A 24,408-nucleotide genomic window follows, 5' to 3' on the forward strand; every position below is an offset into this window, starting at 1 on the left:
CGTCGAGCGGCGCGAACCCGCGGCGGCCGAAGAATTCCCTGGCTCTGGATCATGTCGGCGGTGCCCCGCGCGGCGCGCATGGCATCGAGACGGCCCAGGCCCGCGGCCGGCGCCGGAACCTGGCGGCCGGTCGGCAGGGCCGCTACCGCAACCGGCCTCAGACCCGGCGCCGCCCCATGTTCCCGTTCCGACGAGGCCGATGCCGGATCCGCGCATGTCTTTCCTCCGCCGATCCGGTCGCTAGCTAGAACGGTTGGCAAAGGGGAAACGGCTTGGTCGGATACGATATCGTCATCGTCGGCGCGGGGATCATGGGCGCCTCCGTGGCGTGGCACCTGACCGAAGCCGGGTCCGATGCCCGCATCGCGGTGATCGAACGCGACCCCCGTTTCACCCGCGCCGGTTCGACGGCCACCAACTCCTGCCTGCGCCAGCAGTTCACCACCCCGACCAATATCCTGGCCTCGCGCTATACCGCAGAGATCATCCGCGACTTCCCTGCCCATGCGCGCGATGCCCGGGCCCCCGGGATCGCCCTCGATCCGTTCGGATACCTCTATCTGGCCGCCGATCCGCCCGCCGCCGACGCGCTGCGCCGCGCCCATGCGCTCCAGACCTCCCTCGGGGCCGGAACGGTGCTGCTGGACCGGGCCGCCCTTGCCGCGCGATTCCCGTTCATCCGCGGCGGCGACATCGTGCTGGCAAGCTGGGGCAGCCGGGACGAGGGCTATTTCGACGGCCACGCCATGTGGTCCCACTGGCGCCGGGCGGCGCGCGACCGCGGCGTCGTTTTTCTGGAGGGAGAGGTCGCCGCCGTCTCCCGGGCCGCCGAGCTGGGCCGCGTTACCGGCGTGTCGCTGGCCGACGGAACGCGCCTGGCCTGCGGCTGGCTGGTCAACGCCGCGGGCGGGCGCGCGGCGGACCTGGCCGCCATGGCCGGGATCTCCATTCCCGTGGAGCGGCGCAAGCGCTTCACCTACGTGTTCGAGGCAGAGCGTCCGCTGCCCGCGCCACTGCCCCTCACGGTCGATCCCTGCGGCGTTCACATGCGCAGCGACGGCCGCCTCTACATGGCCGGTGCCGCACCGCAGCCGGACCTGCCCGTGTCGGCGGACGATTTCGACGACCGCCCCGCGCTCTGGGAAGAGCGCGTGTGGCCCGCGCTCGCCGCCCGCGTCCCCGCGTTCGAGGCGATCCGCCTGCGCCGCTCCTGGGTCGGGCACTACGATTTCAACACTTTCGATCGGAACGCGCTTCTGGGTCCGGCGCCGGACTGTCCCAACCTGATCCTGTGCTGCGGATTCTCCGGGCACGGGTTGCAGCACGCCCCGGCCGTGGGGCGCGGCGCGGCGGAGCTGATCCTGACCGGCGCCTTCCGCAGCCTCGATCTCGGCGCCTATGCGCCGACGCGGCTGGCCGCACCGCCCGCATCCGCCGAAGGGGCGGTGATCTGAGGCCCGGCACCGCGCCGGGACACTTTACCCCGCGCCGGCACCGGTCTAGGCATGGTCGGACCGGGCAGGGGAGCGTCAGGTGAGGCAAGGGCGAAGTGCAAGGGCAAGTGCCGCGGCGGCGACCGCGCTCGGGTTGGCTGCCGCGTCGGCGGGTGGTGCCTGGGCGCAGCAGTCCTCGGTCGACCTGCCGCACCTGAACTTCTACGGCATGACCGGCGCCATCGACACGCCGACCGCGCTCAGCCAGCCGGACGGAGAGCTGGCGTTCACCGCCTCGACCCTGGGGCTTAACATCAACCGCTACACCCTCAGCTTCCAGGTGCTGCCGCGGGTCCAGGCGTCGTTCCGCTATTCGGGGTTCCTGGACTTCGACCCGGAGGGCGGCAGCGATACGTTCGACTTCTATGACCGCAGCTTCGATGTCACGGTCGAGGTGCTCAAGGAACGCCGCTACCTGCCGTCGCTCAAGATCGGCCTGCAGGACTTCATCGGCACCGGGATCCAGACCTCGGAATACATCGTCGCCAGCAAGCGGTTCCTCGACGACCGGCTGACCGTCTCTGGCGGCCTGGGCTGGGGGCGGCTGGGCGGCAGCGACGATCTGGGCACGCCCTTCGGCGACCGGCCCGCGCGCGATTTCGGACGCGGCGGGAACCTGCAGCTGGAGCAGGCCTTCCGCGGACCGGTCTCGCCCTTCGGGTCGGTCATGTACCGCGCCACCGATGCGCTGACGCTGGTGGCGGAATACTCTCCCGATCCCTACGCGCTGGAAACCGGGTCCCAGGGCACCAGCCGGAACGACCTCTTCACCCGCGAGTCGTCCCTGAACTTCGGCGCCTCCTACCGGATCAACGACGCGGTGGAACTGGGGCTCTACTCTCTCTACGGCTCAGAGGTCGGGTTCCGCCTGTCGTTCAACGGCAATCCGTATCGCCCGCCGGTGGTAGGCTCTCTCGACGCCGCGCCGGGCCGGGTTGCGCCGCGCGCCCCGCGTGAGACCGCGCCCCAGCAATGGTCCACCCGCTGGCGTGCCATCCCGGACGTGGAAAGCGGCCTGATCAAGCGGCTGAACGGTGAGCTGGCCGAACAGGGGCTGATCGTCACCGGACTGCGTGTCGTCTCCGCCACCCAGGTGGAGGTGCAGTACCGCAACGGCTACAGCCGCACCCAGGCGACAGGCGTGGGCCGCGTGGCGCGGGCGATGACCCGGATCATGCCCAGCGCGGTCGAAACCTTCCGCATTGTCCCTGAGACCGCCAACATGGGCACCGCCGCGGTGGTCATCCGCCGCTCGGACCTGGAGCGGCTGGTCGCCGCGCCGGACCGGGAGGCGGCGCTGCTGGCGCGCACCGGTTTTGTCGACGACGCGCCCAGAGAGGCGGGCACCGTCCTGTCCCAAGACGTGTTCCCGCGCCTCAGCTACGGCATCGGCCCCTATGTGCGACGGGTATTCTTCGACCCCAACCAGCCGATCCGGTTCGAGGCCGGTCTGCGCTTTCAGGGCGAATACGAGCCCGTCGCCGGCCTCATCCTGTCCACCAGCCTGTCGACCCGCCTGTTCGGCAAGGCCGCGACCGACAACGACCAGGCCAGCGCGCTGCCGCCCGTCAGGACCGAGTTCAACCGCTATGCCGAAGGCGCCGACTTCGCCATGGATCGGCTCCAGGCGGCCTATTACGTCAAGCCGACCCGGACGACCTATGCGCGCGTCACCGCCGGCTACCTGGAGCGCATGTTCGGCGGCGTCTCGGCCGAGCTTCTGTGGAAGCCCGCCGCCAGCAGGCTGGGGCTGGGCGCAGAGGTCAACTATGCCCGCAAGCGCGATTACGGCGTCGACTTCGGGTTTCTCGACTACGATGTGGTGACCGGCCATGTCTCGGCCTATTACGAACTGCCGAACGGGTTCGACGCGCAGATCGACGTGGGCCGGTATCTGGCCGGCGACGTGGGCGCGACCTTCACCCTGTCGCGCACCTTCCGCAACGGCTGGGAGATCGGCGCCTACGCCACCGTCACCGACGTGGATGCGGAAACCTTCGGAGAGGGGTCGTTCGACAAGGGCATCAAGGTGTCGATCCCGGTGGAATGGTTCACCGGCAAGCCCTCCACGACCGCGATCGGAACCACGCTCAGCTCGATCACCCGGGACGGCGGCGCGCGGCTGAACGTGAACGGGCGGCTCTACGACACGGTGGTGGACAGCCAGAAGACGGGCGTGACGGATCAATGGGGGTCGGTATGGCGGTGACGCGGATGCTGGCCGTCGCCGGCCTGGCCCTTGCGCTGGCGGGCTGCGGCGATGCGGACCGGCGCGGCGGCAGCCTGACGCTGATCGGCCAGTCCGTGGCGGCGCTGGCCAAGAGCGCGCGCGGCGACACGCCGGTATCGCGGATCACCGCCAGCAATGCCGCGCTGAACGCGGCAGAGGTGAACCTTTTGCTGGTGCGGACAGAGACCACCGGCAGCCGGGCGGGCTTCGCGCTCGACTCGGTCAATGGCGATGCGATGACCTGGCGCTCGACCGACGGGGTCAGCGTGGTCACCCGCGGCGGGCAGTTGAACGGCACCGCCGGATTCGGGTTCGACCTGTCCTCGGCCGCGCTGCCGGCCTTCCGGCCGGGCGGCACCGTCACCCGCACCCACTACCGCCTGCGCGGCGACGAGGTGGTGGCGCCCGAGACCTTCACCTGCGTCCAGAGCCTGGGCCCGGCAGAGGCCATCACCGTCACCGGCCGCCGCTTCGCCACCCAGAAGCTGGTGGAAACCTGCCGGTCGGCCGAGCGCGACGGCATCGAGAACGCCTATTGGATCGACGCCTCCGGCGTGGTCCGCAAATCCCGCCAATGGGCCAGCCCCGGGATCGGCTATCTGGTCCTGGAGGACGTTCACGGCGGGCTGCGCTGACGGTCCGGCCCGCTGTCCCTTGCGGTCCCCCAGCGTCGGTCCCGGCGGACCGGCGACCGTCCCGGTCCCGGCTGCCCCAAGGCGCAGGGCCCCCAGGGTGCAGGCACACGATCTGAAGGGCGCGTAGGTCGCCCGGCACTCCGTTCCGCGCCGCCGCTTCCCCGAACCTCGGAGCGTCCGCTCCCCGGGCAGGCCAGCCGCACTTGGGCAGCGCGTGTGTGGCCAGGCCGGTCGGCCGCCCAGCGCCCCAGCTCCGCAGAGCCGCTCACCGCGATCGCGGCCCCTCCCGACCGCGGGGCTTGCCGCCGCCGCCTTGCCCGTGGGGGTCACAGGCCTGCACCCGGCGCGGTGCCTTCCAGGGGGCGCGCGGGCGCCCGGCCTGTCAGAGCGGCCCTCCGGCCCCGGAGAACGCGGCCATCTGATCCTCTGCCCAGGCGCGGATGTCGTATTTCCGGATCGTCTCGCGCATGTTCCTCATGCGGTTCTCCTGCTCGTCCTCGGACATGTTCAGCGCCTGCAGCAGCGCCCTGTCCATGGACTTGTGCGAGAACGGGTTGGCCATCACCGCCGACCCCATCTCGATCGCCGCGCCGGCGAATTCCGACAGCACCAGCGCCCCGCGGTTGTCGGTGCGGCAGGCCGCGAATTCCTTGGCCACCAGGTTCATCCCGTCGGCCAGCGGCGTGATCCAGGCCACGTCACAGGCGCGGTAATAGGCCACCAGGTCGTCGAACGGGATCGCCCGGCTCATCAACGTCACCGGCGTCCAGTCGAACGTGCCGAAGCGCCCGTTGATGCGGCCCACCGTGGCCTCGATCTCGTTCTGGATGCCCTCGTAGACGGTCATGTTGCGGTTCGCGCTCACCGACACATGCAAAAGGCGCACCTTCCGATGCAGGTCCGGGTTGTCGTCCAGGATCCGCTCGAAGCTTGACAGCTGGTCCGTTCCGCCCTTGGTGTAGTCGGTCCGCCCGACGCTGAGCACCATCGCCGTGTCGCCCATCTCGGCGCGGATCTCGGCCGCGCGGTCGGTCGTCTCCTGGGTGCCGGCCTTGCCCTCGATATACTCCAGATCGACCCCGACCGGAGAGGCCAGAACCTGCACCCGGTGCCCCTTGTAGGTCACCTCCCGCGCCACCTTGCGGTCGCTCAGCGCCACATGCTGCTTGATGAAGTCGGGGTTCACCGGCTCCCGCGGGCCGGTCTCGACCTCGAACAGGCTTTCGGCCACGCCGACGAAATTCGCCGCATAGCGCGGGATGTGAAAGCCCACCACATCGCAGGCCAGAAGCGATTCCACGATCTCGCGCCGCCAGGGCAGGACGTTGAACATGTCCGCCGACGGAAAGGGTGTGTGGTGGAAAAAGCTGATCCGAAGGTCGGGGCGCAGCTTGCGCAGATAGCCCGGCACCAGCCACAGATTGTAGTCGTGGACCCAGACGACCGCCCCTTCGGCGGCCTCGTGGGCGGCGGCCTCGGCAAAGGCCCAGTTGACCTCTCGGAAGGTCGGCCAGTCCACCGGGTCGTAGTTGTACTTCTCCTTGAAGGAATGGAGGATCGGCCAGAACGCCTCCTTCGACGTGACGTGATAGAACGACTTCACGTGATCCTCGGTCAGCGGCAGCCGCGAGACGGAGTATGTCCCGTAGCTGTCCTCGATCTCCACGATCCGCTCGAAACCGGGGTTGGCCGGGTCCTCGGCCAGCTTCCAGGCCACCCAGGCGCCCTTGTCGACGCGCCCGAAGAAGCCCTTGAGCGTCGGCACGATGCCGTTGGGGCTCTTGTTCTCCTTGAAAACGATCTTTCCGTTTTCCTCTACCTCCTCATAGGGCTGGCGGTGGTAGACGATGACCAGATCGGACGGCATGTTTGGTTCCTTGGTTGGGATGATGGGGGCCGGTCAGCCCTTTTGCGGCACGTCGTGCAGGTCCAGCGCGTCGATCGCCTCCAGGATGCCACCCGCGCCGGCGCGCCTGGCGACATAGACATGGGGCAGGGGTTCGACCCGTTCGACCAGCGCCGGTTCGGACCCGCCGACGGCGACGGCGGGCAGGCCGCATTCCAGCATGGACAGGTCGTTGAGCGTATCCCCGGCGCACAGCACCTTGTTGGGCGGGATGCCCAGATGCGCGACCAGCTTCTTGATCGACGGGCCCTTCGACACGCCCTTGGGCAGCACGTCGAAATACTTTCCGTCCGAGCAGATCCAGTCGAAGCCCATCTCCTCGACGGTCTCGGCGCTCGCGCGGGTAAAGGCGTCGCGGTTCATGTCGTAGCTGACGCGGTAGCGGAAATCGGTCGGTTGCAGCGTCAGGCCGGGCGCGTCCGACAGCGCCTCCCGCACCCGCTCTCCGGCGTCGTTCCAGCGTTCGGCGATGTCCTCTTCCAGCGCGTCGATGGGGATCAGCTCGCGGCCCCGGACCTCGGCGATGGTGGTGCCCACGTCGCCCACGACGTATTCCGGCCAGGGCACGCCGCCGTCGCAGAGCTCGGCTATGAACTTCGGGTCGCGCCCGGTGACGAAGATCAGGCCGATGCTGTCGCGGCTGGCCTCGATCCAGTCGTAGAGCGTGCTGCGGTCCTCTTCGGAGCCGCCCAGAAAGGTGCCGTCCAGATCGGTGGCCAGCACGAAGCGGGAGCCTCCGATGTCGCGCGCGGGTCTGTCGCTCATGCCGTCTCTCCGAATGGATGCTTGAACTGAAAGCCCATGCCCTTGGGCTCGGCCTCGATGGGGCGCGCCCAGAGCGCGCGGAAGGTCCGGGGGATGTCGGCGCCCTCGTGCAGGACCGCGTGGACGGCCTCGCAGATCGGCAGCGTGACCCCGATCCGGTCGGCCAGGTCCATGACCGAGACGGAGTTGACCTCGCCCTCGACCACCACCGGCTTGCCGTCGAAGCACTCCTCGCGCTTCAGGCCCTGACCAAGCTGGGTGCCGAGGCTCATGTTGCGCGACGTGGTGGAGGAACAGGTCAGCGTCAGGTCGCCGGCGCCGGACAGGCCGGTGACGGTCTCGCGCCGCCCGCCCAGATTCTCGGCCAGTGTCTTCATCTCGTCCATGCCGCGGGTGATGAGGGCGGCGCGGGTGTTTTCGGCAAACCCCGCCCCCGACATCATCCCGCAGGCGATGGCGATGACGTTCTTGACCGCGCCGCCGATCTCAACCCCCACCAGATCGTCGGAAATATAGGGCCGGAAGCTTTCGGAACTCATCGAGATGGCCAACCGCGCCGCCGGGCTCTTCGACGGCTCCAGCCGGTCGTGGTAGGTGAACTCGAACGCGACGGTGGCGGCGGTGGGGTGGCCCAGAACGGTCTCTTTGGCAAAGGTCGGCCCCGACAGGGCGCCGATGGGATGGCCCGGCAGCTCCATCGCCGCGGCCTCGCCCAGCAGCAGGCCGGTGCGCGCCTCGATCCCCTTGGCGCAGAGCGCCACCGGCGTGCCGGGCGCCAGATGCGGCCGCATCTGCGCGCAGATGTCGCGCAGTGTCGTCGAGGGCGTGACGATCAGCACCGCCTGCGCCCCGCTCAGCGCCTCTTCCATGTCGGTCGTGGCCTCGATCCCGTCCGGCAGGGCGACCTCCGGCAGGTACTTGGGGTTCTCGCTCCGGTCGCGGATCGCCTCGATCACCTCCGGATCGCGGCCCCAGATGATCACCTCGCGGCCCGCGCGCCGGGCGACCGTGGCCAGTGCCGTGCCCCAGGATCCCGCGCCCACGACCGCGATCCGCCCGTAGGGTTCGGCCTGCGCCGCGACGGCGCGCGCTTCGATCCTGCTCAGTGTCATGCTGTCGTACCTGTCCTGATCCGTCGGAAGGCGGCGGCCGGTCCCGCCGCGCCGCCATGGCGGCCCCGGCTGAACCTAAGGTCGCGGACGGTCCCTTCAACAGCGCCCCGCGGAGCCGCCCTACAGAAACACCCGTTCCACGAACCAGTACGCCCCGACCGCGGCGATGACAACGGAAGCCGGGTTGGCGATCCACGCCTTGTACCAGGGCTTGCGCCCGAACCAAAGCCCCACCGTGAGGAAGGCCGCCGCGATGACCGCCAGCTGGCCAAATTCGACCCCGACGTTGAACCCGATCAGCTTGGCCATGAAATTCGACGATCCCAGGTCGTATTCGCTGAGCACCCCCGCGAAGCCCAGACCGTGCAGCAGGCCGAAGAGCAGCACCACCAGCGGCCGCCAGGGCGACATGCGGCGCGACAGCACGTTTTCCACCCCCACATAGACGATGGAGGCGGCGATCAGAGGCTCGACGATCGCCGCGGAAACGCTGACGATCCCCAGCGCCGCCAGCGCCAGCGTCAGCGTATGCGCGGCGGTGAAGGCGGTGACCTGTGCCAGGAGGGGCCGCAGGTTCATCGACAGAAAGAACAGCCCCAGCACGAACAGGATATGGTCGATGCCCAGCGGCATGATATGCGCGAAGCCTACCGGGACGTAGCTCTGGAACGCCGCCCAGCCGCCTTGCGCGGATCCGCCCGTACGCGGGATCGGATCGCTCTGCCCGCCGGAGGCCAGATAGCCGGTATAGCCTTCCTGGCCGGCACCCATCTGGCGGATCGCCACACCGCCCAGCCGCGGCGCCCAGTCCACCACCACCGGCGCGTCGCCCTCCGGCAACGGCCCCGTGGCGGTGAACCGCGTGGTTCTGGGCAGATCCGGATCGCCCACCTCCGGCACCGCGATGTCCTGCAGCTCCAGCGGCACCGGGGTGCCGTCCACCAGCAGCTGCAGATCCTCCGACAGCGCCGGCCAGGCGTCGCGCAGCGCCTGCGACAGCTCCTGCGGCGGCATGTTGCGCAGCCGGTCGTTCGCCTCGGACCGCGCGCTCTCGTTGGTGTTGGACAGCCCGTCCAGGTCCAGCCCGGCGATGAACGGCTCCACCGTCGCGTCGACCGACACCGTGGCGGTGCCGTCCGCCAGGGTCAGGTCCAGCACCGACGGCTGCACCTCATGGGCGCGGGCGGGCGATGACAACACCGCGAGCACCACGGCCAGCGCCGCCACCGTCCTTGACAGGCATCGCCACGCCGCCACTCTCCGGTCAAACGTCTTATCGGGGAACCGCATTGATGAACTTTCTTTTTCCGACCCTTGTCGTCGGACTTGCCGCGATCGGCGCCGCCCCGTCCGCGGCCCATGAATTCTGGATCGAATCGGACGACTATGCCCTCGATCCCGGTCAGGATCTGGTAGCCACGGTTCGTGTGGGACAAAAGTTCCAGGGCACCTCCTACCCGTATTTTCCGCCCAACTTCACCCTTTTCGCCACAGTGGCGCCGGGCGCGGATGAGATGGTGCCGGTGCGGATGCGGCTGGGCGACCGGCCGGCGTTGTCGATGCCGGTCGAGCAGGAGGGGTTGACCACGGTGCTCCATGTCTCGCGCTATTTCGACCTGACCTGGGAAAGCTGGGAAAAGTTCGACGATTTCGTTCGCGAAAAGGACGGCGACTGGGTGATCGACGCCCATGCCGAACGGGGTTTCGAGCAGGTCGAGGGCATCCGGGAGGCCTATGCCCGCTTCGCCAAGGCGCTCTATGCCGTGGGCGACGGTGCCGGCGAGGATCGCGCCTACGGGCTGGAAACAGAGATCGTGGCGCTGGAAAACCCCTACACGGATGCCGCTTCGGACGGTCTGGACGTTCAGGTGCTCTATGACGGCGCCCCCCGCGCCGATGCCCAGATCGAGGTCTTTTCGAAGCCTCTCGGCGACGACCAGGCAGAGGCGACCGTGACCAAGGTCCAGACCGACGCCGACGGCCGCGCGACCGTGACGGTCGAAAATGGCCGTCAGTACCTTCTGGACTCGGTGGTGTTCCGCGAACCTGCCGACGACCTGATGGCCGGGTTCGATCCCCAGTGGGAGACCCTCTGGGCCAGCCTGACCTTCGGCCTGCCCGCCGATTGAGGCGCGGTGCCGCCCATGGCGCGCCCCGTGTCGTCGTCCCCGGTGGCCAGATCGCCGCGGGGCCCCTAGAAGGGGCGGGCACAGTGACAGGAGGCCCCATGCAGGACGATGAAACCCCGGCCGTCGAGCACGACTGGTATTCCAACGAGACGGCGACCTTCGGCGACCGCCTGGCCGACGCGCGTGCGGCCCTGGGCCTGTCGCAGAAGGATCTGGCCCGCCAGCTGGGGGTGCGCGAAAAGACGCTCGACTCGTGGGAGAACGACCTGTCCGAGCCGCGTGCCAACCGCCTGTCGATCCTGGCGGGGCTGCTCAACGTGTCGCTGCGCTGGCTGCTGACCGGAGAGGGAGAGGGGCTGGCCGCCCCCGACACCGCCGCCCCCCCCCCCGCCGACAGCGCCGAGATCCTGTCCGACCTGCGCCAGCTCCAGTCCGACCTGGCGCGCTGCGCCGACCGTCTGGGGCGGATCGAAAAGCGCCTTCGCACCCGGGGCGGCGCATGAGCGGCACCGACGACGCGACGCTCCGGCGGCTGCGGATGCGCTCGATCCGCCGCGGCATCAAGGAGATGGACCTGATCCTGTCGGCCTATGCCGACCGCCGTCTCGACGCGCTTTCTGCCGATGATCTGGCCCTCTACGAGGCGCTGCTGTTCGAGAACGACCAGGACCTCTATCGCTGGGTGAGCGGGCAGGAGGCGGCTCCGCCGCGTTTTTCGAAAATTGTCCTGGATATTGCCGAAACGGCGGAAAAAGCGGCCCGGGAGGCGCGATTCCGCGCGTCTTGACGGATTTTTAGGATTTTGCGCACAAAGCTGGCTGCATCAGATGATCGCGGCGGAGCAAAAGATGAACGTGCAGCACGACATAGCGCAGGGCCCGGAGTTCACGGCGACCGACCGGGGGTTTGCAGCGGAATACCTGGACAGCCTGGCCCTGGTCGAACGGTTGCACCGGCTCCTCCTCGATGTGGTCAAGGATGAGTTCGAGCGTGTCGGCGTGCTTGAGATCAATCCCGTGCAGGCGCTCTTGCTCTTCAATGTCGGCGACAATGAGGTGACGGCCGGGGAGCTCAAGACCCGCGGCTACTATCAGGGCTCCAACGTGTCCTACAATCTCAAGAAGCTGGTCGAGATGGGCTATATGCACCACAAGCGGTGCCAGGTCGATCGCCGCGCCGTGCGGGTCCGCCTGACCACCAAGGGTCGGGACGTGCATGAGAACGTCGCCCGGCTCTTCGCCCGCCACGCCCAGGGACTGCAGAAGAAAGGCGTGCTGAGCCTCGACCAGATTGACCAGATCAACGGCACGCTGCGCCGGGTCGAACGCTACTGGACCGATCAGATCCGCTATATCTACTGACCGGCCGGCTGGCCCCGGACCGGGCGCCCGCCCGCCGGCCCCGGTCGCATCCACCGCCCCGGCGACGCCCGCGCGTCCCACGGGCCACGGCGACGCCGCGCGCAGGGCGGGGCTCTCAGTCGGCCAGGCCCAGCGTCCTTGCGCCCATCTCCCGCTCCAGCTTGCGGCGCATGGCGCGCTCGAAATCCTCGAACCCTTGGGCCACCTCCATGAAGGCGCCGGGCCCGTGCAGCATCTCGCGCTCGTAGAAGGTCACCACCGACGGGTCATGCCCGGCGATCGGCAGCCCGTTCACCGTCACCTCGTCGAAGGGGAAGTTCTCATAGGCCAGCGCCGGCGGGAAACCCTCGTTGTTGATACCGTCTCCGGACATGTCCAGCGTGCGGAACAGGCAGTCCGGCGCGCGCGCCATCAGCGTCGTCGCATGGCCCAGCGCGTATCCCGCCGCGGTCGGGAAATCGGCATACGACCGGGTGGAGGCCGCGAGTCTGTCCGCCGCGCGGGTCAGGTCCGCGGGCCCCTCCAGCAGCGTCCAGTCCAGGATCAGATCCTGCTGCCAGCGCCCGGACCACTCGAACACCGCCAGCGCCACGAAACTGCCCGGGATCGCCAGGGCGGCCGCCGCCACCTCCGGCGCGCGCAGCGCCGCCGCCAGCCCCTGCCTCTGCAGCGCGTCCTCCTCCGCGTCCACCGAAGACGAGATGTCGAGCCCCAGCAGCAGCGCCAGCCGGCACTCCGCCGCCGCCGGCCCGGCGGCCAGCGACAGCGCCAGGGCCAGGGCCAGCCGCCCGATCACCAGTGGCCCGTGTTATCCATGCTGGCCCAGGGTTCTTGCGGCGCTTTCGCCTCGCCCTTCTGCAACAGCTCCACCGAGATGTTGTCTGGCGAGCGCACGAACGCCATGTGGCCGTCGCGCGGCGGGCGGTTGATGGTCACACCGGCGTTCTGCAGCGTCTCGCACATCGCGTAGATGTCATCGACCCGATAGGCGAGGTGGCCGAAATGCCGGCCGTCGTCGGGCAGCTTGTCGTCGCCGTCCCAATTGTAGGTGATCTCCACGTCGGCGCGCCCGTCGTCCTGGCCCGGCGGGCACATGAACACCAGCGTGAACCGCCCGCCCTCGTTCTCCATCCGCCGCCGCTCGCGCAGGCCGAGCATCTCGAAGAACGCCATCGTCCTGTCCAGATCCTTCGCCCGGACCATCGTGTGCAGATATTCGATCGCCATGCCACTCTTTCCCTTTCGCTGCGGAAAAACCCGCCCCGCAGGTAGTCCGGCGGGGCGCCGGGTCGACCCCGCCGCGGGACTTGAGGCCGTCGCCGCGACCTTCTACGCCCAAGGGGTCGCCCCCGACTCATACGAAAGGACGCCGCCATGCCCCTTACCCCGGATCAGCAGGCCGAGATCGACGCGCAGCGCTCCGACCCGCGGCAAACGCTCCGCGCCACCGCACCGGGGATCGAGCGGCACCTCTACCATGCCCGGCCCTGTCTCGATCACGGGTTCGTGCGCGTCATCGACTACATGGGCGACGACGCGGCGATCTGCCAGGCCGCGCGGGTCTCCTACGGGCGCGGCACCAAGGCGGTGTCCAGCGACGAGGGGCTGATCCGCTATCTCATGCGCCACTGGCACTCGACCCCCTTCGAGATGTGCGAGATCAAGCTCCACGTGAAGCTGCCGGTGTTCGTCGCCCGCCAGTGGATCCGCCACCGCACCGCCAACGTGAACGAATACTCCGCCCGCTACTCGGTCCTCGACCGCGAGTTCTACGTCCCCGCGCCGGAGCATCTGGCCGCCCAGTCGGCCCAGAACAACCAGGGCCGCGGCGCGGTGCTGGAGGGCGAGGAGGCGCAGCGCGTGCTCGACACGCTCCGCGCCGACGCCGACCGCGCCTACGACCACTATCAGGAAATGCTGTCCACCGATGGCCAGCAGGGCCTGGCCCGCGAACTCGCGCGGATGAACCTGCCCGCCAACGTCTACACCCAATGGTACTGGAAGGTGGACCTGCACAACCTCTTCCACTTCCTGCGCCTGCGCGCCGACCCCCACGCCCAGTACGAGATCCGCGTCTATGCCGACGCCATCTGCGAAATCGCCCGCGACTGGGTCCCGCTCGCCTACGCCGCCTTCGACGACTACCGCCTGGGCGGCGCCCACCTGTCCCGCGGCGCCGTGGACGCCCTGCGCCGGATGCTGGCGGGCGAGGAGGTCACGCAGGAGAATAGCGGGCTGACAAAGCGGGAGTGGGGGGAAGTGATGGGAATTTTGGACTGACGTAGATGATTGTTTTGTTGACAAAGTCCCTCCTCGCAGAGCGAGAGAGGCAACTATCCAGCTTACCCATTTTTCGAAATGCCCAAGGAGCGCACATACTTACATACGAAGATGTTTTGGATGCACACTTCTGTATCGCCGATTTTTTCTCCCGCGAAGGATACGGCATGGGCGGCATTGGAGTAAGGAATTCAGATCTATTCGTGTCAACCGTAGAGCGCCAATTTACCGGCTACCAAGGCTTCATAGTCTACGATACTCCGTATGAGCAAATTGCTACGCTTTGCTATGGAATCATTAAAAATCACCCATTTTATGACGGCAACAAAAGAACAGCGTTTCTATGTGCGCTGCTGCAATTACATAAAATGGGCCGCGTGATTGAGGTGTCAGAAATCGAATTCGAAAATCTGATGGTTCAAATTGCAGAAGGCTCCCTCGGCAAAAGATCTGCTCTCAAGGCACTTACCAAATCAGGGGTATCGCATCCTGAGATAAGGTATCTGGGGCGATATCTCGAAAAAAATTCCAGAAAGAGGGCGCATCTTAGAAAAACCATTAATTTCAGGGAGCTCCGAAAAATAGTCGAGGCTAACGGTTTTGCTTTTCGAAATCCAAATCGCGGCTCGATAGACTTAGTCCAAATTACGGAAACGGTAACGCATAGATATTTTTTTAGGGACAAAGTAAAAAGACACGAACGTGTTGTCGTTAACATTGCTTATCATGGAGAAGGTGTTGATGTCCCAGATAATACGGTCCGCCTTGTACGCCAGCATTGCGGTTTGACTGATCAAGATGGGTTCGACGGCGAAGTGCTACTTAGAGATGCTCAACCTACCTTTCAGCTGATCCATAGCTATCGTGGGGCTTTACAGCGGCTCGCATATAGATAGATCTGAGTTGCGAGCTAGGTCGCCCATGAGTATTCGTCGGAGACCCCCATGATCGCCCTCTACCTCACCACCGCCGTCATCTTCCTCGTGGTCGATGCCATCATGCTCTCGCTCGTGATGAAGCCGCTGTTCGAGTCGCATTTGGGCGACACCATGCGCGACAGCCCGATGCTGCTGCCCGCCGCCGGGTTCTACCTCGCCTATGTGGCGGGGCTGGTGTACCTCGTTTCCGCCCCGGCGCTGGCCGCGGGGGATCCGGGGGCGGCGCTTCTGAAGGGCGCGATCCTCGGGGCCATGGCCTATGGGACCTATGAGTTCACCTCCATGTCCGTCATGCGCGACTGGTCCTGGCAGATGGTCGCCACGGACACGATCTGGGGCGCGGTGCTGACCGGCGGATCGGCCTGGGCCGGGGTCGCGCTCGTGTTGCGCTTCGGCTGAGGGCAGCGGCCGCACCTGACCTGAGACCCGACGTCCCTCCGGCCTTACGCGGAGTCCGCCGGTTGATGTTGGCGTTGCGCGGCACGTGGCGCCGGGGCCGTTCTTTGCCCCGAACGCGGCTGGCGGAATGGTCCTGAGCCCCGAGTGGGGGCAATGATGGTTGCAGTGGTCTTGCCGGGCCCGGATTTTCTGACGGCGTCGACCGGAGTGGGACGGGTCGGCGCGCTTGCGCCCGCCCCGGCGGGGCACCTGAAGCTTCTCCTCGCGGCAGAGCCGCCTTGGCTCCTTCAGGTTCGTCACGATCCCCTGGCGCGCGAGCGTCACGTGAATGCGCCGGTAGCCGAACCGCCGCCGCCGGGCGGCCGCCGCTTTCATCGACGTCCGAGCTTCGGCATCGTCCGGCCGCATGCCGCGATAGCGCAAGCCGGAGCGATCGGCCAGGATCCTGCACGCCTCTGGCGCGGTGCGCCGACCCGGCTCATCCCCGTGGACCTCCACGCCACTGCCCCCCCGCTCTACACCGGGCGCGACCGTTTTTTTTGTGGCGACATCCTTCGGGGCTGGCGAGCATGGCCTCGGCGAGCGGCTTCTTCAGCGTGCCGTGCTCCTCTTCCAGCCCCTCCAGCCGCCGCGCATCCGAAACCTCGCGCCCGCCATAGCGCGCCTTTCATCTGTAGAACGTTGCGCTGCTGACACCGTGCTTCCGGCACGGGTCGGCCATCGACATCCTTGTCTCCTGCTCCTTCAGCACCCCGATGATCTGCTCTTCGCTGAACCTTGAACGCTTCATTGCCCGTCTTCTCGTCGGAGCGGACTCCACCTCGAACGAAAGGGCGAAACGGGGCTCGGGTCACACCCTCCTACAGGACTCTTACAGGTCTCCGACGCCGCTCATACGTCGTGATCGGGGGCCCGCCGCCGCCGGGACCGGGTCAGAGCGGCTGGAGCTCTCCGGCCGATTCGCGCCCGTCCCGGCCGGAGATCAGCTCATATCTGACCTTCTGGTTATCGGCGAGCCCGGTGAGTCCCGCCCTCTCGACCGCCGAGATGTGGACGAACACGTCCTTGCCGCCCGAATCCGGGGCGATGAAGCCGTAGCCTTTGGTGGTGTTGAACCATTTGACGGTGCCAGTGGGCATGTCCATGTCTCCGAGTGGTGTCGCAGCCGGTGCCTTCCTTGCCGGCCGCTCGCGAAAGAGACGTCGCCTTTTGTCGAAGGAAAGACCCTGAAATTGTGAGAACATCCTGGACGGTTTTTCAAGATGTCCGTGATACCGAACAAGGAGAATTCGATGGAACTCTACGGGCTGAAGACCTGCGACACCTGCCGCAAGGCGGTGAAGGATCTTGAAAACGCGGGGAAATCCGTGCGATTCGTCGACATCCGGGCGGAGGGTCTGCCGCGAACGGAGCTGATGCGGTTCCACGCCGCGTTCGGGGACGCGCTGGTGAACCGCCGCTCGACGACCTGGCGGGGTCTGGCACAGGACCGGCGCGCGGGCGATCCCGTGGCGCTGATCGCCGCCCATCCCGCGCTGATGAAGCGCCCGGTCATCGACGACGGCGGGGTGCTCCATCTGGGCTGGGGACAGGACGTGCGCGCGGCGCTTCTGGGCTGAGGTTCAGCGCAGGTCTGGGGGCAGCGCCTCTGCCCGCAGCATCGCCACGGCCTCATCCAAAGGAAGGGCGGTCTGCTGCTTGTCGCCCAGCCGCCGCAGGGACACACTGCGCTCCTCGACCTCGCGCGCGCCCAGTGCCAGGATCGCCGGGACCTTGGCCATGGAATGCTCGCGGACCTTGTAGTTGATCTTTTCGTTCCGTGTATCAGCTTCGGCCCGTAACCCTGCCTTTCGCAAGGCGGAAACGACCTCTGCCGCGTAGTCGTCGGCATCGGACACGATGGTGGCCACCACCACTTGCCGCGGCGCCAGCCAGAGCGGAAAGCGGCCGGTATAGTTCTCGATCAGGATGCCGATGAACCGCTCGAAACTGCCCAGGATCGCCCGGTGGAGCATGTAGGGGCGGTGCTTCGCGCCATCCTCCCCCACATAGCTGGCACCCAGCCGCTCGGGCAGGTTGGGATCGACCTGGAAGGTGCCAAGCTGCCAGACCCGGCCGATCGCATCGGTCAGCTTGAAGTCCAGCTTTGGCCCGTAGAACGCGCCCTCTCCGGGATCGAGCGTAAAGCTCCGCCCCGTCGCCCTGATCGCCTGCTCCAGCGCGGTTTCCACCTGGTCCCAGGACTCTTCGGAGCCCACGCGCTTGTCCGGCCGGGTGGCGAACATGATCTCGAAATCCTCGAACCCCAGGTCGCGGTAGACGGTTTCGAGCATCCGGATGAAGCCCGCGCATTCGGCCTCGATCTGGTCCTTCGTGCAGAAGATATGCGCGTCGTCCTGGGTAAAGCCGCGCACCCGCATGATGCCGTGCAGCGCACCGGAAGGCTCATAGCGGTTGCAGGATCCGAACTCCGCCATGCGCAGGGGCAGGTCGCGGTAGGATTTGAGCCCCTGGTTATAGACCTGCACGTGGCAGGGGCAGTTCATGGGTTTCAGGGCGTTGACCGCCTTCTCGCGGGCGTGTTCCTCATCCACCTCGACGATGAACATGTGCTCCTGGTACTTGTCCCAGTGGCCAGATGCCTCCCAGAGCTTGCGGTCCACGACCTGGGGGGTGTTGACCTCGACGTAGCCATGCGCGCGCTGCTGGCGGCGCATGTAGTCCTGCAAGGTGGTGTAGATGGTCCAGCCGTCGGGGTGCCAGAACACCTGCCCGGGCGCTTCCTCCTGCATGTGGAACAGGTCCATCTCCCGGCCCAGCCGGCGATGGTCCCGCCTGGCCGCCTCTTCGAGCATGTGAAGATGCGCGTCGAGTTCTTTTTTGGTCCTGAAACCAACGCCGTAGATGCGCTGCAGCATGGGGCGGGTGCTGTCGCCGCGCCAGTAGGCGCCGGCCACGTTCATCAGCTTGAAAGCGTTGGCCGGCACCTGTCCGGTGTGCTGGAGGTGCGGCCCGCGGCAGAGATCCTGCCAGTCGCCATGCCAGTACATCCGCAGCGGCTGGTCGCCGGGGATGGCCTCGATCAATTCGACCTTGTAGGGTTCGTCCAGCGCCTCGTAATGCGATACCGCGCGGGGACGGTCCCAGACCTCGGTGCGAACGTCGTCCCGCAAGGCGATGATTTCCTTCATTTGTTCTTCGATGCGGCCAAGGTCCTCCGGGGTGAAGGGCTCCTCCCGGTCGAAGTCGTAGTACCAGCCGTTGGCGATGACGGGACCGATGGTCACCTTCACCTCGGGCCAGATTTCCTGCACCGCGCGGGCCATGATATGCGCCAGGTCGTGGCGGATCAGTTCCAGCGCCGGGGCCTCGTCGTCCATGGTGTGGATGGCGATGGCCGCGTCTTGCTCCACGGGCCATTGCAGATCCCAGTGGCGCCCATCCACCGAAGCGGAAATCGCTTTCTTCGACAATGACTTGGAGATCGCAGCTGCGACATCGGCCGGGGTGATGCCGGTGTCGAATTCGCGCGCATTGCCGTCGGGAAAGGTCAGGGAGATCTGGGCCATCGCGGGCCTCCTCGTCGGTTTGGCGCCCACGGAACGCCCGGTTGCAAGTATGGTCCCGCCTAGGTGGGCGAGGCGATCGGCACTGTCAACCGCGCCGGCCGCGATCGCGGCGCATCTGCCCGCAGGGCCGCAGGCGGCAGGTGGCCGTCGCATCGCGCCTTGACGGGGTCGCGCGGGGCCGGGACAGTCGCGGCCATGACCGAGCATCTGCACACGGACCAGGGGCGGCGCATCGCCTATCACCGCACGCCGGGGCAGGGCCCGTGGGTCGTGTTTCTGGGCGGCTTCAAGTCCGACATGGCCGGCACCAAGGCCGTGCATCTGGACCGTTGGGCGCGGACGCGGGGCCGTGCCTTCCTGCGGTTCGACTATTCGGGCCATGGAAAAAGTTCCGGCGCCTTCGAGGACGGCGCCATTGGCGACTGGGCCCAGGATGCCGTGGCCGCGATCGAGGCGCTGACGGAGGGGCCCGTGGTCCTTGTCGGCTCTTCCATGGGCGGCTGGATCGCGCTCCTGGCGATGCGGCGGGTGGCGCGGATCGCCGGGCTGGTCGGGATCGCGGCGGCGCCGGATTTCACCGAGGACAGCATGTGGGCGGGGTTCGACGCGGGGCAGCGCGCGGCGCTGGACCGCGACGGCCGGGTGGCGCTGCCGTCCGAGTACGGCGATCCCTACGTGATCACCCGGCGGCTGATCGAGGACGGGCGCGACCATCTGGTGCTGCGCTCCGTCCAGCCCGTCTCGGGACCGGTGCGGCTGCTGCAGGGAACGGAGGACGCCGATGTGGACCGTGACGTGGCACTCCGGCTTCTGGACCATTTGTCAGGCGACGTGCGGCTGACGCTGGTCAAGGGCGCCGATCACCGGTTCTCGAATCCGGCCTGCCTGGCGTTGATCGAGCGGACATTGGAAGAGGTCCTGGGATGCGTCTGATCCTGCGGCTTCTGGTCGTGCTTGCGGTGCTGGGCGGAATCGCCTGGGTCGCGCTGCCGCGCGCGCAGATGGGGCCGATGCCGGGGTACGATTCGGTCGCGCTTGGCGACGATCTCGACGCATGGCTCGCGGCGCGGGAGGCGCGGTTCGACGACATCGTTCCGGGGACGGAGGCGCGGATCCGCTGGGCCGGAACGCCGGGCGCGCAGACCGACTGGGCGCTGGTCTATCTGCACGGGTTTTCCGCCTCCGCCCAGGAGATCCGCCCGGTCCCGGAGGACGTCGCCCGGGCTTTGGGCGCGAACCTCTACTACGCCCGGTTTGCCGGTCACGGGCGCGACGGAGCGGCCATGGCGGAGGCCTCTGCCGATGACTGGGCGCGCGACACCGCGCAAGCCGTCGCCGTGGCGCGGCGGCTGGGAAAGCGGGTGGCGGTGATCTCCACATCGACGGGCGGCACGCTGGCCGCCATCGCCGCGGCCGAGATCGGCGGTGTCGATGCGATGGTGATGATTTCGCCCAATTTCGGCCCGCGGAACCCTGCGGCGCCCCTGCTGAACCTGCCCGGCGCGCGCTGGTGGATCCCGCTGATCGCCGGCGAGACGCGGAGCTTCGAGCCCGTGAACGACGCGCAGGCCCGGTACTGGACAGAGCGTTACCCCACCGTCGCGGTGCTGCCGATGCAGGCGGCCGTGGACCGGGCCCGCGCGGCGGATCTGGGCGGGACCGACATCCCGGCACTGGTGATCTATTCGGAGGCCGACGAGGTGGTGCGTCCCGACGCCACGCGGACGGCCATGGCCGATTGGGGCGGGACGGTGTCCTGGGTGCGGCTGGCGCCGGGTCCGGGGGTCGATCCGTCCGCCCATGTTCTGGCCGGCGACATCCTGAGCCCTGCGTTGACCGCGCGGGTCACGGACCGGATCCTTGCCTTTCTGCAAGATCTCTGACGCGGGGGGCCGCTATTCGTCGAGTCGGCGACGCCCTTCAGAACGGAGGGCAGGGGCGGGGACGTGAGATGACGGGATGTGGGGCGGCGGTACACCTCCGGTCCGACGGGCCCGGTGGCGGGAATGCCAGTTCTTCGGCGGTTTCGCTGGGACGGAACCTGGCCGGCTTGACGCCGGAATGATACGGTCGATCTGCCGTTCAGAGGGCGCGGTACTCTGACAGCCCGGCAGCGCCGCCGTACCGTCCCTGAGCCACCCCGCCGGAGTTGCCGTTTTTCTCTCCGCGTTCCCTCATTATCCGGAGTCCCGCGTTCCGTGGCATTATTTGACGTCGCCGTCCCGACCGCGGAGTGGCGGTCGGGCGGCTCTCCAAGTCGGTCAGACCGGAATCGAACTCGACGACGGGCGTTCCGGCTTCTTGCTCGGCGGCCGTTTGGCATTGGCGGCGGTCAGGGTCGCCGGACGGCCGGCGTTGCGGTCGATGAAGTCGATGACCAGCGGACGGATCTGGTTGCGCCAGGATCGGCCCGCGAAAATGCCGTAGTGACCGGCGCCCGGTTCCAGATGGGTCACGATCTTGTCCTTGGGAAGATTCGGCAAAAGGTCCAGCGCGGCGATGCACTGTCCGGGAGCCGAAATATCGTCCTTTTCCCCTTCGACGATCATGGTCGCCACGGCGGAAATCTTGGTGATGTCCACAGGCTGTCCGTCGATCTCGAACGCATTGCGGGCGATGTCGCGGCGCTTGAACACACGATCGACGGTCGACAGGTAGAACTCTGCCGTCATGTCCATCACGGCGAGATATTCGTCGTAGAACTTGTTGTGCTTGTCGTGATCGCCGGCCTCGCCTTTGGCGACCCGCATGATCTGGTCGGAGAAGGCCTTGCCGTGAAGCTCTGTGTTCATCGAGATGAACGAGGCGAGCTGCAGCAGCCCCGGATAGACCGGGCGCCCGGCACCCGCATATTTGAAACCGACGCGCTGGATCACCATCCGCTCCAGCTGGCCCATGGTGACGCGGCGGCCGAAATCGGTCACTTCCGTGGGCGCGGCGTCCGGATCCACCGGCCCACCGATCAGGGTCATGGTGGCGGGCTGGTGTTCGGGGTCGTGCTCGGCCATCCAGCCGACGGCGGCCAGCGTCAGCGGCACGGGCTGGCAGACGGCCACAACGTTCGTGTCCGGCCCGAGATGGCGGAGGAAGGCGACGATGTACCGGGCGTAATCTTCAACATCGAACTTACCCTTGGACACGGGGATGTCGCGGGCGTTCTTCCAGTCGGTGATCCAGACCTCGCAATCGGGCAGCAAGGAGGCGACGGTCGACCGCAGCAGCGTCGCGTAGTGGCCCGACATGGGGGCGACCAGAAGCACCCGGCGCGCCTTGTCCGGCCGGCCCTGGACGCGGAAGCGGATGAGGTCTCCGAAGTCCTGCTCGACCACCTTTTCGACCGACACCACGTGATCGCGCCCGTCATCGCCGACCACCGTGTCGATGGCCCAGTCGGGCTTGACCACCATTCTGTCGAACGATCGCTCCGTTACGTCACCCCAGGCCGAGAGGGTCTGGAAGAACGGATTCGGCGCCAGGCCGTGGGCGGGGTAGGAGCCGAAGGCCTGCGCGGTCGCGCCCAGCCACTGGTTGGTCACGCGGACCGTCTCCATCCAATCGTAGGCCATCATATTGTGCATTTCGTTCCTCTTCTCCGGAGCCGCTGCGACTTTTCTTCGCGGCCCGCACCGCTACGTAAACCCGGGCAAGCGATGCGTCCGGGCAGGGCGATCCGGTCGCTTGCGGCCGCGGCACGGATCGCTGCCATGCAGCATTAATCATCGGAGGGGATCATGGCAACGAAAGATGAGGAAAGCGGTAACACCGTCGCGGACTATTCCGAATCGATGTCCAGAAACCTCGCTCGGATGGAGGAGCTATCTGCCCGTCTGGCCGCCGTCATGGCGCAAAAGCGCGAGGTTCCTCCGTCGCTGCAGGCGCCCAGCCCTGACTTCTACATGAAGGCGGGCGCGGCCTTCATGCGGGAGGCGGTGGCCAACCCCACCAAGATCATGCAGACGCAGATCGACTTCTGGGGCAAGACGCTCACCCACTACATCGAGGCGCAACAAAAACTCATGCGTGGCGATCTGACCCCGCCCGACGACCCCACGGGCCCCGATTCGCGGTTCTCGGACGAGGCCTGGCAGGTCCATCCGATGTTCAATTACCTCAAGCAGCAATATCTGATGAACGCGGAACTGGTGCGCAAGGCGGTTGCCGACATCGACGGGCTTGATCCGGGAGACAAGCGACGGCTGACCTACTTCAGCGAGCAGATCGTGGACATGATGAGCCCCACGAACTTTCTGGGCACGAATCCAGAGGCCCTGGCCCTCGCCGTGGAGACGGAAGGTCAGAGCCTCGTGGACGGGCTGGAGAACCTTGTCCGCGATCTCGAACGCAACGACGGCGAGCTGGTGGTGACCCTGGCCGACCCGGAGGCGTTCAAGGTCGGCGAGAACCTGGCCACCACCCCCGGACAGGTCGTCTATCGCAACCGCATGATGGAGCTCATCCAGTACGCGCCGGCGACCGAGACTGTCCACAAGACGCCGCTGGTGATCTTTCCGCCCTGGATCAACAAATTCTACATCCTGGATCTGAAAGAGAAGAACAGCCTGATCCGCTGGATCGTCGAGCAGGGTTTCACGCTCTTCGTGGTGTCCTGGAAGAACCCCGACCGCAACTACGCGGACGTCGGGCTGAGCGAGTATGTCGAGGAGGGGTATCTGGAGGCGATCCGCGAAATCAAGGAGATCACCGGCGAAAAGCAGGTCAACGCGGTGGGGTACTGCATCGCCGGCACCGTCCTGTCCATGACGCTGGGGCTCTTGAACAAGCGCGGCGACAAGTCGGTGAAATCGGCGACGTTCTTCACGACGCTCACGGATTTCTCGGACCGGGGAGAGGTCGGCGTCTTTCTCGACGACGATTTCGTCAGCGGGATCGAGAAGGAGGTCGACCGGGAGGGGTACCTGGACAGCTTCTACATGAGCCGGACGTTCTCTTTCCTGCGGTCGAACGACCTCGTCTACAAGCCGGCGGTCAGGAACTACATGATGGGCCAGACCCCGCCGGCCTTCGATCTGCTCTATTGGAACGGGGACGGAACGAACCTGCCCCGCGACATGGCCAAGGAGTATTTGCGCAACCTCTGCCAAGGCGACCGGCTGGCCACCGATGGCTATGAGATCTGTGGCGAGACCGTGACGCTGAAGGACGTGAACGTACCGCTCATGGCCATCGCCTGCGAGACCGACCACATCGCCGCCTGGAAGTCGTCGTTCCGCGGCATTCAGAAGATGGGCGGACGGTCGAAGACCTTCATCCTGTCGGAATCGGGTCACATCGCCGGGATCGTGAACCCGCCGTCCAAGAAGAAATACGGCCACTATACCAACGGCGACTGGTCCGGCACGCCGGAGGACTGGCAGGCCGCAGCCGATTTCCATGAGGGCACCTGGTGGATGCGCTGGGGCGAGTGGCTGTCGAAACGGTCCGGAAAGCAGGTCGAGCCGCGCGAACCGGGTGCCGGGCGCGAAACGCTGGCCCCCGCGCCCGGGACATATGTGGTGGAACGCCCGGCCGCCTGATCCGCGTCGGGCGGTGTGACGCGGCCGTGGGCGGGGTCGGGCGTCCACCCGGCGGAC

The 24,408-nt window shown here is 67.0% G+C and carries 24 protein-coding genes and 1 pseudogene; 14 read left to right on the plus strand and 11 right to left on the minus strand.

Translation table 11 applies throughout. From position 1 onward, the window contains the following. Window positions 1-272: 272 nt before the first annotated feature. The 3 genes from KW83_RS08015 (at window position 273) to KW83_RS08025 (ending at window position 4,358) form a co-directional block, all read left to right on the plus strand. Window positions 273-1,454 carry an NAD(P)/FAD-dependent oxidoreductase gene (locus KW83_RS08015; protein ID WP_036177171.1) on the plus strand — a complete coding sequence of 394 codons (1,182 nt, stop codon included), beginning with the start codon at window positions 273-275 and terminating at the stop codon, window positions 1,452-1,454. A gap of 79 nt (window positions 1,455-1,533) precedes the next feature. Then, window positions 1,534-3,702, plus strand: a complete 2,169-nt coding sequence (locus KW83_RS08020) for a YjbH domain-containing protein (RefSeq protein WP_036177173.1) — start codon at window positions 1,534-1,536, stop codon at window positions 3,700-3,702. Continuing rightward, entirely contained in the window at window positions 3,681-4,358 is a 678-nt protein-coding gene (locus KW83_RS08025) for a YjbF family lipoprotein (protein WP_161785468.1), read from the plus strand. Before KW83_RS08020 ends, KW83_RS08025 begins: the two co-directional genes overlap by 22 nt. Window positions 4,359-4,740: 382 nt before the next feature. Here KW83_RS08025 and ggpS read toward each other — a convergent pair whose 3' ends face one another. The 4 genes from ggpS to KW83_RS08045 form a co-directional block, all read right to left on the minus strand. Further along, window positions 4,741-6,225 (minus strand): glucosylglycerol-phosphate synthase, encoded by a 1,485-nt coding sequence (ggpS, locus tag KW83_RS08030; RefSeq protein ID WP_036177177.1) that lies wholly within the window; start codon window positions 6,223-6,225, stop codon window positions 4,741-4,743. 33 nt (window positions 6,226-6,258) lie between these two features. Next, entirely contained in the window at window positions 6,259-7,029 is a 771-nt protein-coding gene (locus KW83_RS08035; RefSeq protein ID WP_036177179.1) for an HAD-IIB family hydrolase, read from the minus strand. Next, window positions 7,026-8,141, minus strand: a complete 1,116-nt coding sequence (locus KW83_RS08040; RefSeq protein ID WP_051928362.1) for an NAD(P)H-dependent glycerol-3-phosphate dehydrogenase — start codon at window positions 8,139-8,141, stop codon at window positions 7,026-7,028. The genes KW83_RS08035 and KW83_RS08040 overlap by 4 nt, the downstream gene beginning before the upstream one ends. A 120-nt stretch (window positions 8,142-8,261) precedes the next feature. Then, a complete protein-coding gene (locus KW83_RS08045) occupies window positions 8,262-9,368 on the minus strand; it encodes a HupE/UreJ family protein (protein WP_327203962.1) in 1,107 nt (368 codons plus the stop codon). 65 nt (window positions 9,369-9,433) lie between these two features. On the opposite strand from KW83_RS08045, the gene KW83_RS08050 reads away from it, so the two are divergent. The 4 genes from KW83_RS08050 to KW83_RS08065 all read left to right on the plus strand — a co-directional run bounded on the left by KW83_RS08050 (window position 9,434) and on the right by KW83_RS08065 (window position 11,631). Beyond that, entirely contained in the window at window positions 9,434-10,270 is an 837-nt protein-coding gene (locus tag KW83_RS08050) for a DUF4198 domain-containing protein (RefSeq protein WP_036177181.1), read from the plus strand. Window positions 10,271-10,368: 98 nt separating this feature from the next. After that, window positions 10,369-10,773, plus strand: coding sequence for a helix-turn-helix domain-containing protein (locus KW83_RS08055; protein WP_036177183.1), 405 nt, complete (start codon window positions 10,369-10,371; stop codon window positions 10,771-10,773). Further along, window positions 10,770-11,057, plus strand: coding sequence for a succinate dehydrogenase assembly factor 2 (locus KW83_RS08060; RefSeq protein WP_036177185.1), 288 nt, complete (start codon window positions 10,770-10,772; stop codon window positions 11,055-11,057). Before KW83_RS08055 ends, KW83_RS08060 begins: the two co-directional genes overlap by 4 nt. A gap of 61 nt (window positions 11,058-11,118) precedes the next feature. After that, window positions 11,119-11,631, plus strand: coding sequence for a MarR family winged helix-turn-helix transcriptional regulator (locus KW83_RS08065; RefSeq protein WP_051928375.1), 513 nt, complete (start codon window positions 11,119-11,121; stop codon window positions 11,629-11,631). 115 nt (window positions 11,632-11,746) lie between these two features. Here KW83_RS08065 and KW83_RS08070 read toward each other — a convergent pair whose 3' ends face one another. Continuing rightward, complete coding sequence (locus tag KW83_RS08070; RefSeq protein WP_407667850.1) at window positions 11,747-12,427, minus strand: DUF1194 domain-containing protein; 681 nt, start codon at window positions 12,425-12,427, stop codon at window positions 11,747-11,749. Continuing rightward, a complete protein-coding gene (locus KW83_RS08075) occupies window positions 12,424-12,858 on the minus strand; it encodes a VOC family protein (RefSeq protein WP_036177187.1) in 435 nt (144 codons plus the stop codon). Before KW83_RS08075 ends, KW83_RS08070 begins: the two co-directional genes overlap by 4 nt. A gap of 147 nt (window positions 12,859-13,005) precedes the next feature. On the opposite strand from KW83_RS08075, the gene thyX reads away from it, so the two are divergent. Genes thyX through KW83_RS08085 form a run of 3 tightly spaced genes read left to right on the plus strand, consistent with a single transcriptional unit; the run spans window position 13,006 to window position 15,248 of the window. Beyond that, complete coding sequence (thyX, locus tag KW83_RS08080; protein WP_036177189.1) at window positions 13,006-13,911, plus strand: FAD-dependent thymidylate synthase; 906 nt, start codon at window positions 13,006-13,008, stop codon at window positions 13,909-13,911. A gap of 5 nt (window positions 13,912-13,916) precedes the next feature. Then, complete coding sequence (locus KW83_RS19795; RefSeq protein ID WP_081904517.1) at window positions 13,917-14,807, plus strand: type II toxin-antitoxin system death-on-curing family toxin; 891 nt, start codon at window positions 13,917-13,919, stop codon at window positions 14,805-14,807. Between the two features lie 48 nt (window positions 14,808-14,855). Next, a complete protein-coding gene (locus KW83_RS08085) occupies window positions 14,856-15,248 on the plus strand; it encodes a DUF2177 family protein (protein ID WP_036177191.1) in 393 nt (130 codons plus the stop codon). Between the two features lie 246 nt (window positions 15,249-15,494). On the opposite strand, the pseudogene KW83_RS21860 reads toward KW83_RS08085, so the two are convergent. The 3 genes and pseudogenes from KW83_RS21860 to KW83_RS08095 form a co-directional block, all read right to left on the minus strand. Continuing rightward, a pseudogene (locus KW83_RS21860) lies at window positions 15,495-15,656 on the minus strand (IS3 family transposase); the annotation flags it as partial. A 259-nt stretch (window positions 15,657-15,915) separates the two neighbouring features. Beyond that, a complete protein-coding gene (locus tag KW83_RS20520) occupies window positions 15,916-16,038 on the minus strand; it encodes a transposase (RefSeq protein WP_152563517.1) in 123 nt (40 codons plus the stop codon). A 142-nt stretch (window positions 16,039-16,180) separates the two neighbouring features. Continuing rightward, on the minus strand, window positions 16,181-16,387 hold the full coding sequence (locus tag KW83_RS08095) for a cold-shock protein (RefSeq protein WP_036177402.1): 207 nt from the start codon (window positions 16,385-16,387) through the stop codon (window positions 16,181-16,183). Between the two features lie 123 nt (window positions 16,388-16,510). Here KW83_RS08095 and KW83_RS08100 point away from each other — a divergent pair, with 123 nt between their 5' ends. After that, window positions 16,511-16,867 carry an arsenate reductase family protein gene (locus KW83_RS08100; RefSeq protein ID WP_407667851.1) on the plus strand — a complete coding sequence of 119 codons (357 nt, stop codon included), beginning with the start codon at window positions 16,511-16,513 and terminating at the stop codon, window positions 16,865-16,867. Window positions 16,868-16,870: 3 nt separating this feature from the next. Here KW83_RS08100 and thrS read toward each other — a convergent pair whose 3' ends face one another. Beyond that, complete coding sequence (thrS, locus tag KW83_RS08105) at window positions 16,871-18,817, minus strand: threonine--tRNA ligase (protein WP_036177195.1); 1,947 nt, start codon at window positions 18,815-18,817, stop codon at window positions 16,871-16,873. 195 nt (window positions 18,818-19,012) lie between these two features. Between thrS and KW83_RS08110 the strand changes: the two genes are divergently transcribed. Both KW83_RS08110 and KW83_RS08115 read left to right on the plus strand, forming a co-directional pair. Further along, the gene (locus KW83_RS08110) at window positions 19,013-19,750 is read left to right on the plus strand and encodes an alpha/beta fold hydrolase (RefSeq protein WP_036177197.1); all 738 of its coding nucleotides are present in this window, start codon (window positions 19,013-19,015) and stop codon (window positions 19,748-19,750) included. Beyond that, complete coding sequence (locus KW83_RS08115; RefSeq protein ID WP_036177199.1) at window positions 19,741-20,700, plus strand: alpha/beta hydrolase; 960 nt, start codon at window positions 19,741-19,743, stop codon at window positions 20,698-20,700. Before KW83_RS08110 ends, KW83_RS08115 begins: the two co-directional genes overlap by 10 nt. 378 nt (window positions 20,701-21,078) lie before the next feature. On the opposite strand, the gene phaZ is transcribed toward KW83_RS08115, so the two are convergent. Next, complete coding sequence (gene phaZ / locus KW83_RS08120) at window positions 21,079-22,395, minus strand: polyhydroxyalkanoate depolymerase (protein ID WP_036177201.1); 1,317 nt, start codon at window positions 22,393-22,395, stop codon at window positions 21,079-21,081. A 153-nt stretch (window positions 22,396-22,548) separates the two neighbouring features. On the opposite strand from phaZ, the gene KW83_RS08125 reads away from it, so the two are divergent. Continuing rightward, a complete protein-coding gene (locus KW83_RS08125; RefSeq protein ID WP_036177202.1) occupies window positions 22,549-24,351 on the plus strand; it encodes a PHA/PHB synthase family protein in 1,803 nt (600 codons plus the stop codon). Window positions 24,352-24,408: the final 57 nt, after the last annotated feature.

The organism is Palleronia rufa (assembly GCF_000743715.1).
In the GTDB taxonomy this organism is placed as follows: domain Bacteria; phylum Pseudomonadota; class Alphaproteobacteria; order Rhodobacterales; family Rhodobacteraceae; genus Palleronia; species Palleronia rufa.